General features: G+C 67.2%; 12 protein-coding genes. 4 read left to right on the top strand and 8 right to left on the bottom strand.

The genetic code is table 11. The annotated features are described in order from the left end of the window. Positions 1–303: 303 nt before the first annotated feature. Positions 304–1590: a tyrosine--tRNA ligase gene (tyrS, locus tag ACZY08_RS22970; protein ID WP_463746905.1), complete on the bottom strand. Its 1287-nt coding sequence runs from the start codon at positions 1588–1590 to the stop codon at positions 304–306. A gap of 27 nt (positions 1591–1617) precedes the next feature. After that, the gene (locus ACZY08_RS22965; protein ID WP_463746931.1) at positions 1618–2229 is read right to left on the bottom strand and encodes a DNA-3-methyladenine glycosylase; all 612 of its coding nucleotides are present in this window, start codon (positions 2227–2229) and stop codon (positions 1618–1620) included. 80 nt (positions 2230–2309) lie between these two features. Between ACZY08_RS22965 and ACZY08_RS22960 the strand changes: the two genes are divergently transcribed. From ACZY08_RS22960 to ACZY08_RS22950, 3 genes are read left to right on the top strand one after another with little or no spacing between them, the layout of a single operon-like run. Next, positions 2310–3095, top strand: coding sequence for an ABC transporter ATP-binding protein (locus tag ACZY08_RS22960; RefSeq protein WP_463746904.1), 786 nt, complete (start codon positions 2310–2312; stop codon positions 3093–3095). Beyond that, positions 3020–3847, top strand: a complete 828-nt coding sequence (locus ACZY08_RS22955; RefSeq protein ID WP_463746903.1) for an ABC transporter permease — start codon at positions 3020–3022, stop codon at positions 3845–3847. Before ACZY08_RS22960 ends, ACZY08_RS22955 begins: the two co-directional genes overlap by 76 nt. Before the next feature lie 6 nt (positions 3848–3853). Continuing rightward, positions 3854–4480, top strand: a complete 627-nt coding sequence (locus tag ACZY08_RS22950) for a TetR/AcrR family transcriptional regulator (RefSeq protein ID WP_463746902.1) — start codon at positions 3854–3856, stop codon at positions 4478–4480. On the opposite strand, the gene ACZY08_RS22945 is transcribed toward ACZY08_RS22950, so the two are convergent. From ACZY08_RS22945 to ACZY08_RS22935, 3 genes are all read right to left on the bottom strand, one after another. Then, positions 4463–4681: a Trm112 family protein gene (locus ACZY08_RS22945; RefSeq protein ID WP_463746901.1), complete on the bottom strand. Its 219-nt coding sequence runs from the start codon at positions 4679–4681 to the stop codon at positions 4463–4465. The two genes, ACZY08_RS22950 and ACZY08_RS22945, sit on opposite strands and share 18 nt — an antisense overlap. Positions 4682–4690: 9 nt before the next feature. Then, complete coding sequence (locus tag ACZY08_RS22940) at positions 4691–5236, bottom strand: hypothetical protein (RefSeq protein ID WP_463746900.1); 546 nt, start codon at positions 5234–5236, stop codon at positions 4691–4693. Positions 5237–5312: 76 nt separating this feature from the next. Then, the gene (locus ACZY08_RS22935; protein ID WP_463746899.1) at positions 5313–8309 is read right to left on the bottom strand and encodes an acyl-CoA synthetase; all 2997 of its coding nucleotides are present in this window, start codon (positions 8307–8309) and stop codon (positions 5313–5315) included. Positions 8310–8463: 154 nt separating this feature from the next. Between ACZY08_RS22935 and ACZY08_RS22930 the strand changes: the two genes are divergently transcribed. Continuing rightward, a complete protein-coding gene (locus ACZY08_RS22930) occupies positions 8464–10257 on the top strand; it encodes an ABC-F family ATP-binding cassette domain-containing protein (RefSeq protein WP_463746898.1) in 1794 nt (597 codons plus the stop codon). Here ACZY08_RS22930 and argH read toward each other — a convergent pair. From argH to ACZY08_RS22915, 3 genes are read right to left on the bottom strand one after another with little or no spacing between them, the layout of a single operon-like run. Further along, positions 10254–11681, bottom strand: coding sequence for an argininosuccinate lyase (argH, locus tag ACZY08_RS22925; RefSeq protein ID WP_463746897.1), 1428 nt, complete (start codon positions 11679–11681; stop codon positions 10254–10256). The two genes, ACZY08_RS22930 and argH, sit on opposite strands and share 4 nt — an antisense overlap. A 31-nt stretch (positions 11682–11712) precedes the next feature. Further along, the gene (locus ACZY08_RS22920; protein ID WP_463746896.1) at positions 11713–12912 is read right to left on the bottom strand and encodes an argininosuccinate synthase; all 1200 of its coding nucleotides are present in this window, start codon (positions 12910–12912) and stop codon (positions 11713–11715) included. Positions 12913–12935: 23 nt separating this feature from the next. Beyond that, on the bottom strand, positions 12936–13412 hold the full coding sequence (locus ACZY08_RS22915; protein ID WP_463746895.1) for an arginine repressor: 477 nt from the start codon (positions 13410–13412) through the stop codon (positions 12936–12938). Position 13413: the final 1 nt, after the last annotated feature.

Here is a 13413-nt window from a genome sequence, read left to right as displayed (position 1 = left end):
CCCTAAACGGGAAAAAGAATGTGGCCAAAAACAACAAACAAAAACCACCAAACACACTATTGAGTTCTCAAACAACACGCCCGAGTTTGTCGCGCAGAAATCCCGCGGCTAAAAGCCGCTGAACTTTACTGCGGGCAGTGAGAATACCCACCGTAATGGGTGTCTCTCTCGGATTTTGTCTTCGCTCTCCGGCGCTTGTCCGTGTCGCTCTGACTTGGAATAAGTTACGTGAGCGCTAACAGCGAGTCAAATCGCCTGGTCACTGCGACGTTTTCCCAGGTCAGAGCCCGGTCGCCGGTTGGCCTAGGCGCCCACGCGCTCGACCCCGGCAATGTGCCGCTTGCCACGTCGCAACACGAGCCACCGCTCATACAGAAAATCAGAATGCTGTGGTATCCACTCGTCGCTTTCAATACGAATGTTGTTCACATACACACCGCCCTCGGCGACGTTGCGGCGTGCCGCACCCTTACTTGCCGCCAACCCGGTGCCGACCAACAAATCCACGATCGAATCCGGGCCGCCGGGCTTCAGCTCGGCAACCTGTCCACTACTGGCCTCGCGCAGCGCGGCGCCGAGGGTGGATTCGTCGAGGTCGGTCAACTCCCCCCGGCCGAACAGCGCCTGACTGGCGAGCTCGACCGCTTTCGTCGCGCCCTCCCCGTGCACCAACGTGGTGAGCTCCCGGGCCAGCCGTTTCTGGGCGGCACGCTCGTGCGCGCGGTTATTGGTGGCGTCCTCGAGCTCGGCGATCTCGTCCGGCGTCAGAAACGTGAACCAGCGCAGGTAACCGATGACGTCGGCATCGGCGGCGTTCACGAAGTACTGGTACCAGGCATATGGGCTGGTCATCTCGGGGTCCAGCCACACATTGCCGCCGCCGGTCGACTTGCCGAACTTCTTGCCTTCCGAGTCGGTGACCAGCGGAGTCGTCATCGCGTGCACCGTGGTGCCCAACTTCTGACGCACCAAGCGGGCGCCGGCCACGATGTTGCCCCACTGGTCGGAGCCGCCGATCTGCAACGCGCAGCCGTGGCGCTGATGCAGCTCGACGAAGTCATTGGCCTGCAGCAGCATGTAACTGAACTCTGTGTAGGAGATGCCGTCGCCCTCTAACCTGCGTTTGACCGTCTCCCGGTCCAGCATCACGTTGACCGAGAAGTATTTACCCAGGTCACGCAGGAATTCGATGGCCGAGAGCCGGGCCGTCCAATTCAGGTTGTTCTCGACGATGGCACCGGTCGGGGTGTCGTCGAATTCGACGAACCGCTCCAGCTGGCCACGAATGCGGCCGGCCCAGTCCGAGACGGTGTCGGCGGTGTTCAGCGTGCGCTCCCCCGTGTCGCGGGGGTCACCGATCATCCCGGTGGCCCCGCCGGCGAGCACGATCGGTCGGTGCCCGGCGCGTTGGAACCGGCGCAGCGTGAGCAATGGGACCAGATGGCCCGCGTGCAGGCTGGGCGCGGTGGGATCGAAGCCGGAATAGACGGTCATGGGTCCCTTGGCCAGGTCATTCGCCAGCGCATCGCGGTCGGTCGATTGGGCGATCAGCCCACGCCAGTCCAGCTCATCCAGGATTCCCATGCTCATGACGACGATCATGCCGCATCGCGGAGGTCAATCACTGGCACCGGGCGCAGGGGCACGCGGGCTGCGCCGATACGCCGAAACCTCTCCCCGATCCGCCAGCCACAACCGCCATCTGCGGTCGGCGGCCTTGCTCACCCCGACCCGTGGTCCTTCCACTGCCGGAGCCGCATCGCGCAACGCCAGGCGCACTGGACTGTCGGCATCGAAGAGGTCAATTCCGTTGTCTTCCATCGTGATTCCCAGCGCCGAACACAGATTTCCGGGTCCCCGTGCCAGGGCGGCCGGCAGTATCGCCGGTCCGCGGCGCCGGCCGGCCAGCTCGGTGCCGGCACTCACCGACGCGGCTCGCAGCAGGACCGCACCCGCGACGCCGTCGTATCCGCAGACCACGTTGGCGCAGACGTGGATGCCGTGGCTGCGGTAGGTATAGAGGTGTCCGGGCGGGCCGAACATCACGAGATTGCGACCACCGGCGCCGCGAAACGAATGTGACGCGGCATCGGGCCAGGGGCCGTCGAGCGGTCCGCCGTACGCCTCGACCTCGACGATGACAGCACTGACACCGCGGCCGGTCAGCTCGGCCCCCAACAGCCGGCGGGCCGCGAGCAGGGGGGCGCCAGTCAACAGCTCGGTGCCCATCTGCAAGCCCACCCGAGCGATTTTGCCCTCCCCGACATTGACCGTTGACACCGGCCGGACTTGCGCGCACTATTCATCACATGATGACTTCATCGATTGATGAATTCTCGACCCCGCCTCCGTCCGACGCCCGCGCCCCCGCCGTCGACATCACCGGACTGCAGGTCAGCCGGGGTGGCCGCCCCGCAGTTCGCGACCTCTCGGTGCGGATCGCCCACGGTGCCATCACCGGCCTGCTCGGTCCGTCAGGCTGCGGCAAGACCACCTTGATACGCAGCATCGTCGGTACCCAGATCATCGAGGCGGGCACGGTCACGGTGCTCGGACATCCCGCCGGTTCGGCACCGCTGCGCCACCGGGTCGGATACGTCACCCAGGATCCGACGATCTACAACGACCTGCGAGTCGTCGATAACGTCCGGTACTTCGCCGCGCTGTACGGCACGTCGGCAGACTCGGCGGCCGACGCCATCCGCGCGGTCGGTCTCGACGATCACCGCACCGCGTACTGCGGCAATCTCTCCGGAGGTCAACGGACCCGGGTCTCGCTCGCCTGCGCGTTGGTGGCCGAACCCGAACTCCTGGTGCTCGACGAGCCCACCGTCGGCCTCGATCCGGTCCTGCGGGTCGACCTGTGGGAACAGTTCAACGAACTGGCACGACGTGGCACCACGCTGCTGGTTTCCAGCCACGTGATGGACGAGGCCGATCACTGCGGTGACCTGTTGCTCATGCGTGAAGGCCGCTTGCTCGCCCACACCACCCCTGACCGGCTACGGAAGGACACGGCATGCACGTCCCTGGAGGAAGCGTTTCTCACCGTCATCCGGCGCAGCGACTCGGACGCGACCAACCGAGCCGACTGAGCCCGGCGGCCTACCTGGCCACGACCGGTCGGATCCTGCGGCAACTGGCCGCAGACCATCGCAGCGTGGCGATGATCCTCGTGGTGCCGAGCCTGATCATCACGCTGATGTACTTCATGTTCCAGAACACCCCGCACCCGCCGGGACACCCATCACCGTTCAACAATGCGTGCCTCATCATGCTCGGCGTCTTCCCGCTCATCGTGATGTTCCTGATCACGTCGATCACCATGCAGCGGGAACGTGTCTCGGGAACCCTCGAGCGGATCTTGACCACACCATTGCGCCGGTTCGACCTGCTGGCTGCCTACGGCACCGCTTTCTCGATCGCCGCTGCGGCCCAGGCCATCCTCGCCTGCATCGTCTCGTTCTGGTTCCTAGGCCTGGACACCGCGGGCAGCCCTGTCCTGGTGTTCCTGATCGCGATCATCAACGCCGTGCTGGGCGTGGGGCTGGGCCTGTTGTGCAGCGCATTCGCCCGCACCGAGTTCCAGGCAGTCCAGTTCATGCCCGTGGTGATCGCGCCCCAGCTGCTGTTGTGCGGCATCATCGTGCCGCGCGCCGCCCTGCCGGAATGGCTGCAGTGGATCAGTAACGTCCTGCCTGCCAGCTATGCACTCGAAGCCCTGCAGCAGGTCGGCGCCCACCCTGAGCTGACCGCCATCGCGGCCCGTGACATCGCGATCGTGGTGGGATTTGCAGTGCTGGCACTGTGCCTGGCCGCGGCGACCCTGCGCCGCCGAACCCCGTAGGAAGCCGTGAGCACCGACATCGATTCCGAACGAGAACGAAAACGCCCCGGCCGGCCCGCCGGGCCGTCGGACAGACGCGAGCGCATCTTGACCAGTGCGCGGGAATTGTTCTCCCGCAACGGGATCGACAAGACTTCGATCCGCGCCATCGCGGCCGAGGCCGGGGTGGACGCCGCGCTGGTGCATCACTACTTCGGCACCAAGACCCAGCTGTTCGCCGCCGCGATCCACATCCCGATCGATCCGATGACGGTGATCGGAAAGCTCAAAGAGGTGCCGGTCGAGCAGATCGGACACACGCTGCCGTCAATCCTGTTGCCGCTGTGGGATTCCGAGATCGGCAAGGGCTTCGTGGCGACGCTGCGCTCGATCCTCGCCGGCAACGACGTATCGCTGGTCCGGTCATTTCTCCAGGAGATCATCGTCGGCGAAATCGGACCACGGGTGGACAACCCGCCCGGCAGTGCCCGAGTCCGCATCCAATTCGTCGCCTCGCAACTGGTCGGCGTCGCGATGGCGCGCTACATCCTGGAGTTGGAGCCCTTCGCCTCGCTGCCGGCGGACCAGATCGTCGAAACCATCGCACCCACCTTGCAGCGCTATCTGACCGGTGACCTACCGGGACTCCCCTGACCCGGCCAACTCGATCAGCCGGCGATGCTCGGCATCGTCATCGATGGCCACGGCCTCGTCGACCAGTAGGACCGGGATGCCGTCCTCGATCCGGTAGGCCCGCCGCAACCGGGGGTTGTAGAGCCAGTCCGTCCCCGCGAGCAGCAGCGGACCGCGGTCCTGCGGGCAGACCAGGATGCTCAGAAGCTTGTCGTCGACCACCACGTGAAGTTAGCCCAACGGGATCTGGATGCCGCCACTCGGGCCGGGCTGTGCCCCGGCCCCGCCCGGAATCGGAGCGATGCCTCCCGGGAACTGGCCCACCCCGGGGTTCAACCCACTCTGCTGCGGAATCTGAGCGTTGGACTGGGCCTGCAACTTGCGCTGGTAGGACAACGTGCTCTTGAGCGCGTCGATCAGCGGGCCCTGGTTGGGGCGCTTGTCGAGGGCCTTGGTGATGGCTTCACGGTTGGCATTCGACGGCTTGTACCCCTGCTGACGCAGCTTCATGATGTCGTGGATCAGCGTGGAGATCTGGCCACCGCCCTCGCCGGTGTCGTAATCCTTGGCGATGATGGACAGCGCTTGGTCGGCCGTCATCGGCGGGGCCGCCGGCGCAGCGGACCCGGGTGCGTCCGCTGCAGGCGTCGGCTGGGCAGGATCGGCCGCGGCTGTCGGCGCACCCGCGCCTACCAGCAGACCAAGGACCAGCGCACCGCCGGTCACCGATCCGGTGACCGCCCGACGCCAGCTGTTCGCACCCGATCCCGATGTCATCGATCCTCCAGTCGTTCTGCCGTTCGCCGGAGCGTAACAGCGCATTCTGGCCCCGGCATCCCGTCCGGCGACGCGATCAGCCGGACTCCGGCTCGCCGTCGGGGACTCCCGCAACGAGTTCCGCCCGGCCCGCGGCAGTCAGTTTCTTGTACGTTCCGGTATCGCCGTCGAGGTACCAGCAGTTACGCCGGCCGGATTTCGGGATGCCCGCCGCCCGCAACGGCGCCACGAGCGGGCGGTACGACGCGCCGAGTTCCATGTCGGCCACCACGTGCACCACGTCGGGCGGGTTACCCGCGGCCAGATCCTCGAGGGCGAGTGACAGATCTGCCGTCGGCACGCTGCCGCCGGGACGCAGCGCCAGCGCCGTCACCGCCAGCTGCCGGCCTGCCTCTTCGACCCCGTAGGTGACCGACATGTCGACCGCGTCCAACCGACCGACCGCGTCGTTGACGGCCGTCGCGAACACCGGCCCCCGTTCGGTACGGATCACCGCACCCCGGTTGTCGACCAGCCAATAGTCACCGTCCTCATCACGACGGAACAGGAACTCGGTGGACACCCAGGTGTCGGCCGGCGCGAACACGCCACGCTTGACCACAGCAGTCGGATCGACCGGGCCGCGCGGGTGGGCGAGAAGCACACCGACCTCGTTGGCCTCGGCCTTGCGCACGAAACCGTGTTCGTCCTCCAGGATCAGATCGTCGTCGGCGTCGTAGGCGGCAAGTTCGACGGTGCCGCCACCCGGTAGCGGACGCCCCTTGCTGCCGATCTTGGCGCCGGACACGTTGGCCAGCACGGCCTGGCCGTCTGTGGTCGCGAAGAACTCGACGACGTGGGCCGGCTCGAACACGTCGACCACCCGCTTCCACAGCCCGGCAGGCATACCCGAGCCGATGAACAACCGGACCGGGTGACTTCCGGTGAGCGAGAACGACGGGTCGTCGATGACCTCGCGCAGCATGGCCCAGGTGTAGGACACGACCGTGACGCCGTACTGCCGGATCTCCTGCAGGAAGCGGTCGGGCTGCAGCCCGCGGGACAGCGCGATGCGTGACCCGCCGACCACCGCACCGCCCAGGCTGACCAGCAGGCCGGACTGGTGATGCAGCGGAGTCAGGCAGTAGACCGTGTCGCCGCGGCCGAGGTTGGCCGCCGACGCGGTGCCGAACGCGGACAGCGCCCACCGGAAGTTGGTGATCTGACGGGCCACGAGCTCGCCGCCGACCTCGCTGAAGGCGACGAAGGCCAGGTCGCGGGCCAGGCCCGGGTTGGGCCGGTACCAGCCGGGGAGTTCGACGACGTCTGGGTCGATCTTCTCCATGTCCACGACAGCGGCGACGTCTTCGGTTTCCTCGGGGAGATCGAGGTCGCGGTTCTCGCCGCCGCCGAGGACCAGCACCCGCGCATCGAGCGCCCGGGCCATGTCGAGGTGGCTCGGGTCGGCGATGATTTCGGTGACGCCGCCGAGACGGGCGGCCGCGGCCAGATCCGCCTCCGGCAGCAGCACCGCCACCGCCCCCAACCGGGACAGCGCCGCAATGGCGACCAGGGCACTCGGCCGGGTGTCCATCAGGACGCCGACGCGGGCGCCCTGGCGCACCCCGACGTCGATCAGGCCGTGCACCACGTTGTTGACCCGGCGGTCCACTGCTTCGTAGGTGTGCACCCGGCCGTCGAACAGCAGCGCCTCACCGTTGGGCGCGCTGCGCGCCTGCTCGCTCATGATCCGGCCCAGCGAAATCCGGGTGTGGTCGTTGACCTGCCCCAGCCGGGCCAGGCGTGGCAGCGTACGGGCCGTCTCGATGACCAGGGTCCTGGCGTTCTTGTTCGCCGCCATCAACGCGTCGGCTGCCGAACGGGCCACCCCGAACGCCATCTCGGTGGCCGCCGTCGCGCCGTGGGTGACGCGGGTGGAGAACGACACCCCGCCCTCCGGGCGGTCTGCCGGCTGCGATCCCATCGGAACCACGCCTTCCGGCATCTGTTCTCCACCAAGCCATTTCACCCACTGCGCCACCGTCGGCCAGGTCTGGTCGGAAGCCTTCGAACCCACGACCAAGCCGAAATGTCCTGCCCTGATCAGATATTCGTAAACATCCGCATCGGGCGCAGCCCGCTTGATGCCCCGGACCGCGGCCGGCTGGCCGATATCGTCGACCTCGCCGACCACCGCGAGGATCGGGCAGTCGATGTCAGAAAGCGTGACGAGGTCGCCGCGGATCGAAAAGCCCCCGGTCATCATCCGGTTGTGTGAGATGAACTGCTTGAGCAGTTCGGAGATCGCGGGCCCCGACCACGCGATCCAGCCCTCCGAGGACAGGAACCGGCGCTGCTGTTCGCGCGGCAGCAGGGCCTCACGGTCGTGCAGCTGACGCAGGAACTCCAGACGAGACTGGGCGGTCTTGATCGGGTCGAGCATCTGAAAACCGGTGCGGGCCAACCAGCCCGGGATGTCGATGCGGCTGAACACGTGATCGGCCATGAAATCCGCCGCACCCGCGGCGACCCCGGCCGGCAGGTTCATCGGCAGTGCGGCCAGGGTGTCCACCGGGGCACCGAAGGCGATGATGCTGGCCAGATCCTTGGACCGCCGGTAGGCCGCGGTTTGGTAGGCGAACATCCCACCCTGCGAGTAACCGGCCAGGTGCACGTCGCGCCCCGTGACCTCTTTGACGACGTCGATGGCCTCCGACAATCCGACGACGTGGTCGGCGAGGTTGCGCTGCATGCCACCCTCGACCTTGTCGGGCGAGCCGAAATCGATGACCCAGGGGTCGATACCGGCGGCGTGCAGGATGCCGACCGCACCATCGTCACGCGTCACGTCCCACATGTCCGCCGACATCATCATCGGATGCACCATCAGCACCGGCGGACGCGGATTCTGGGCCCCCGGGCGGGCGTCCGGCGGAAAGTACCGCCGCAGCCGGTACATCGGCACGCTCTGGATGATCTGGAACGGCGACGGGACCGCACCGGTCTCCAAGCCCCCGTAGCGCAGAACCTCCAGGCCATTCTGCGCGGTCGCCAGCAACCGCTCGACCGGTCTGGTCACTGCTGAGAAATCCACCAGCTTGCTCCCCACCTGACAACTCAACCCCGACCCCGATTGACGTCGTCATCATGGCACAACAGCAACCGATCACCGACTTGATCACGCCTACGTGCGTAGCCGCCCGATGCGGTGCCGGTGACGGAGGCGCCGAACGATAGGGTCGGCGGCGATGGCACACCTGCTCGGGGGCGAAGCCCTGCATCTGGAGTACCCCACCGGCGTGGTGTTCGACTCCGTCACGGTCGGCGTCAGCGAAGGCGACCGGATCGGCATCGTGGGCCGAAACGGCGACGGAAAATCCAGCCTGCTGGCCATGCTGGCCGGCCGACTCGAACCCGATTCCGGCCGGGTGACCGTCCGCGGTGGTGTGCGGGTGGGCGTCCTCGACCAGGCCGACACCCTCGACGACGCGGACACCGTCGGGCACGCCGTGGTGGGTGACGTCCCCGAACACGAATGGGCCGGTGACCCGCGCGGGCGCGACGTCATCTCGGGTCTGCTCGGCGACCTGCCCTGGGACGCCGAACTCCGCACCCTCTCGGGCGGACAGCGGCGCCGGGTCGCCCTGGCCGGGCTGCTCGCCGGCGATCACGACGTGCTGGCCCTCGACGAGCCGACCAACCACCTCGACGTGGAGGCAATCACCTGGCTCGCCGAGCATCTCAAGAAGCGCTGGTCGGCATCCTCGGGTGGGCTGCTGGTGGTGACGCACGACCGCTGGTTTCTCGACGAGGTCTGTACGGCCACCTGGGAAGTACACGACCGCATCGTCGAACCGTTCGACGGCGGCTACGCCGCATACATCCTGCAGCGGGTCGAACGCGACCGGCAGGCGGCCACCATCGAGGCGCGGCGGCAGAACCTGGCCCGCAAAGAACTGGCCTGGCTGCGCCGCGGCGCTCCGGCCCGCACCTCCAAGCCGAAGTTCCGAATCGACGCGGCCAACGCGCTGATCGCCGATGTGCCGGAGATCCGGGACAAGGTCGCACTGCAGTCCCTGGCGGTGTCACGGCTCGGCAAGCAGGTCGTCGACCTCCTGGACGTGTCGGTGAGCTACGGCGACCGCGAGGTGCTGCACCAGGTCGAGTGGCGAATCGCCCCGGGTGAGCGCACCGGGATCCTCGGCGTCAACGGCGCCGGAAAATCCACGCTGCTCGGTCTGATCGACGGTTCGGTGCAGCCGACCTCAGGCCGGGTCAAACACGGTAAGACGCTGCAGGTCGCGACCCTCACCCAGACCGTCGACGAGCTTGAGCCTCACCTCGGCGACCCGGTGCGGACAGTGCTCGCCAACCTGCGCACGTCGTATGTGTTCGGTACCGGGTCGAAGGCTCAGGAACTCACGCCCGGGCAGTTGCTGGAGCGTCTCGGGTTCTCCAACGCCCAGTTGTCGACACCGGTCAAGGACCTCTCCGGCGGACAGCAACGCCGCCTGCAGCTGCTGTTGATCCTGCTGGCACAGCCCAACGTGCTGATCCTCGACGAACCGACCAATGACCTGGACACCGACATGCTCTCCGCCATGGAGGATCTGCTCGACTCGTGGCCCGGCACGCTGATCGTGGTGAGCCACGACCGCTATTTTCTGGAGCGGGTCACCGACCAGCAGTACGGGATCCTCGGCGGGCATCTGCGGCATCTGCCGGGCGGGGTGGACGAGTACCTGCGATTGCGGGCCGCGCATGCATCGGCGACCGGCGCCGCGCCGGCACCGGCCGCCGGCACTACACCCGACGGGCTGTCCGGCGCCGATCTGCGGGCAGCGCAGAAGGAGGTGTCCGCCCTGGAACGCCGGCTGGAGAAACTGCAGCAACAGATCAACCGGTCCCGGACGGCGATGGCGGACCATGACCAGTCCGATTTCGAAGGGCTCGCGGTCAAGGTGGCCGCCATCCGCGCGCTGGAGGACGAGGTCACCGAGGTCGAGGAGCGTTGGTTCGAACTCGGCGAGCAGATCGGCTAACGGCGCAGCCGGATGCGTAACTCCTCAGCGGTGTTGCGGACCACGCCGAGCTGCTTGGCGACCTGAACCGGTGCGGTGCCGCCACGGGCGCTGCGCGCGTTCACCGAACCTTCGACAGTCAGCACCTCGCGCACCTGCGCGGTGAGTGCCGGGTCGATCTCGGCGAACTCGTCGTCGGTCAGCTCGTCGAGCCCGACGCCGCGCCCCTCGGCCGCCTGCACCGCGGCACCCGCGGCCTCATGGGCGACCCGGAACGGAACACCTTGGCGCACAAGCCATTCAGCGATATCGGTGGCAAGCGTATAGCCCGCGGGAGCCAGCGCGGCCATCCGGTCCTCGTCGAAGGTCAGGGTGGCGACCAGTCCGGCCATCGCAGGCAACAACAGCTCCAGCTGCGCCACCGAGTCGAAGACCGGTTCCTTGTCCTCCTGCAGGTCCCGGTTGTAGGCCAGGGGCTGGGCCTTGAGCGTGGCCAGCAAGCCCGTGAGGTTGCCGATCAGCCGTCCGGATTTACCGCGGGCCAATTCAGCGATGTCCGGATTCTTCTTCTGCGGCATGATCGAACTGCCGGTCGACCACGAATCGTGCAACGTGACGTAGCCGAATTCGGTTGTGCTCCAGAGGATGATGTCCTCAGCGAGCCGGGACAGGTCCACGCCGATCTGGGCGAAGACGAACGCCGCCTCGGCGGCGAAATCGCGCGCCGCGGTGGCGTCGACGGAATTGTCTGCCGCCGAGGCGAATCCGAGATCCGCGGCGATCGCGTCGGGATCCAGTCCGAGAGAGGAGCCGGCCAACGCCCCCGAGCCGTAGGGCGAGACCGCGGTGCGGTCATCGAAATCGGCGAGCCGGTCGACATTGCGCAGCAGCGGATGAGCGTGGGCCAACAGATGGTGGGCGAGCAGGATCGGCTGGGCGGCCTGCAGATGCGTCTTGCCGGGCATGATCGCCGTCGGATGGGCCGCCGCCTGGGTGGCCAGGGCGTTGACCACCTCGAGCACGCCGTCGGCCACGCGGCGGACAGCGTCGCGCAGCCACATCCGGAACAGTGTGGCCACCTGGTCGTTACGGGAGCGTCCGGCGCGCAGCCGGCCACCCAGATCCGGTCCGACCCGGTCGATCAGCCCGCGCTCAAGCGCGCCGTGCACGTCTTCGTCAGTGACCAGCGGCTCGAAACTGCCGTCGGCGACGTCTTCTCCGAGGCTGTCCAGCCCGGCCAGCAGACCGTCGCGCTGCTCATCGGTGAGCAGGCCCGCCCGGTGCAGAACGCGGGCATGGGCCTTGGACGCGGTGACGTCGTACGGCGCCAGCACCCAGTCGAAGTGGGTCGACTTGCTCAGTGCGGCAAGGGCAGCCGAAGGGCCATCGGCGAACCGGCCGCCCCACAGCGATCCCTCGTTGGTGGTTCCGTCGTTGGTGCTCATGTCACCCTCACTGCTCGGCGGTGCTTGCTGCTTACAGACCCAGGTCGCGCTTGGCCGAGATCTTGGAGCTCAGACCGTGCAGCAGCACGAAGCCCTTGGCCGCGCTCTGGTCGAAGCTGTCGCCCTCGTCGTAGGTGGCCAGGTTGAAGTCGTACAGAGACTCCCCGGAACGCCGGCCGTTGACGATGACGCTCCCGGCGTGCAGAACCAGTCGGATGTCACCGGAGACATGCTCCTGCGTGTGCTCGACGAACGCCTCCAGGGACCGCTTGAGCGGGCTGAACCACAGGCCGTCGTAGGTGAGCTCGCCCCACTTCTGGTCCACGCCGCGCTTGTACCGGCCCAGCTCACGCTCCAGCGTCACATGCTCCAGTTCGGTGTGCGCGGTGATCAGCACCATCGCACCCGGCGCCTCGTAGATCTCGCGGCTCTTGATGCCGACCAGCCGGTCCTCGACCACGTCGAGCCGGCCCACGCCCTGCGCACCGGCCCGGGTGTTGAGCTCCTGGATGATCTCCAGCACGCTGAGCGGACGACCGTCGATCGCGACCGGGCGACCCTTGTCGAAACTGATGATCAGCTCGTCGGGGGCGTTGAAGTTGACCGTCGGATCCTGGGTGTAGTCGTAGACGTCCTTGGTCGGCGCGTTCCACAGGTCCTCGAGGAACCCCGTCTCCACCGCACGGCCCCACACGTTCTGATCGATCGAGAACGGTGACCGCTTGGTGACGTTGATCGGGATGGCGTTCTCCTCGGCGAACGCGATGGCCTTCTCACGGGTCCAGGCGTAGTCGCGAACCGGTGCGATGACGTCGAGTTCGGGGGCCAGGGAGGCGAAGCCGACCTCGAAGCGCACCTGATCGTTGCCCTTGCCGGTGCAGCCGTGCGCGACGACGGTGCCGCCGTGGCTACGAGCCGCGTCGACCAGGTGCTTCACGATCAGCGGGCGGCTGATGGCCGACACCAGCGGGTAGCGATCCATGTAGAGCGCATTCGCCTTGATGGTCGGCAGGCAGTATTCGTCGGCGAACTCGTCACGGGCGTCGACCACGACGGCCTCGACCGCACCGCAGTCCAGGGCACGCTGGCGTATGACCTCCATGTCCTCGCCGCCCTGGCCGAGGTCGATGGCGACGGCGACGACCTCTTTGCCGGTCTCCTTGCCGATCCAGCTGATCGCGACCGAGGTGTCCAGACCTCCGGAGTACGCCAGGATGACGCGTTCGGACATGAGCAATCTCCTTGTTTTGGGCTTTATTTCAAGTTCTCGATGATGCCGGCGAGCTCTGCCCCGGTCATCGGGTCGCGCGCCACCATCAGGATGGTGTCGTCACCGGCGATGGTGCCGACCACATACGGCAGGGCAGCACGGTCGATCGCGCTGGCCAGGTAGTGCGCTGCCCCTGGCGGGGTGCGCAGCACGGCAAGGTTAGCGCTGGCGTCTGTCGACACCAGCAAGTCCCCCAGCAAGCGGGTCAACCGCTCGGTACCACCGGACACACCCCGCACCGGGCTGCCGTCCTCGGGTACGACGTACACACCGACGCCGCCGTCGGCGCCACGCAGTTTCACCGCGCCGAGTTCCTCCAGGTCCCGCGACAGCGTGGCCTGGGTGACCTCGATGCCCTCCTGGCCCAGCAGGGCGGCCAGTTCGGTCTGGCTACTCACCTGCCTGGACGACAGGAGCGTGATGATGCGGGCCTGGCGGCCGGCACGGGTCGGTGCGCTCACG

Source organism: Mycobacterium sp. IDUB_9, assembly GCF_055419505.1.
This window is presented reverse-complemented; position numbering and strand designations above follow the sequence as displayed.

What these genes read in the sequence shown, in the direction of transcription:
- argH (WP_463746897.1), bottom strand. Translation starts at nt 11,681, where the DNA reads ATGAGCACCAACGACGGAACCACCAACGAGGGATCGCTGTGGGGCGGC.
- ACZY08_RS22965 (WP_463746931.1), bottom strand. Translation starts at nt 2,229, where the DNA reads ATGGGCACCGAGCTGTTGACTGGCGCCCCCCTGCTCGCGGCCCGCCGG.
- ACZY08_RS22920 (WP_463746896.1), bottom strand. Translation starts at nt 12,912, where the DNA reads ATGTCCGAACGCGTCATCCTGGCGTACTCCGGAGGTCTGGACACCTCG.
- ACZY08_RS22955 (WP_463746903.1), top strand. Translation starts at nt 3,020, where the DNA reads ATGCACGTCCCTGGAGGAAGCGTTTCTCACCGTCATCCGGCGCAGCGA.
- ACZY08_RS22940 (WP_463746900.1), bottom strand. Translation starts at nt 5,236, where the DNA reads ATGACATCGGGATCGGGTGCGAACAGCTGGCGTCGGGCGGTCACCGGA.
- ACZY08_RS22960 (WP_463746904.1), top strand. Translation starts at nt 2,310, where the DNA reads ATGATGACTTCATCGATTGATGAATTCTCGACCCCGCCTCCGTCCGAC.
- tyrS (WP_463746905.1), bottom strand. Translation starts at nt 1,590, where the DNA reads ATGAGCATGGGAATCCTGGATGAGCTGGACTGGCGTGGGCTGATCGCC.
- ACZY08_RS22930 (WP_463746898.1), top strand. Translation starts at nt 8,464, where the DNA reads ATGGCACACCTGCTCGGGGGCGAAGCCCTGCATCTGGAGTACCCCACC.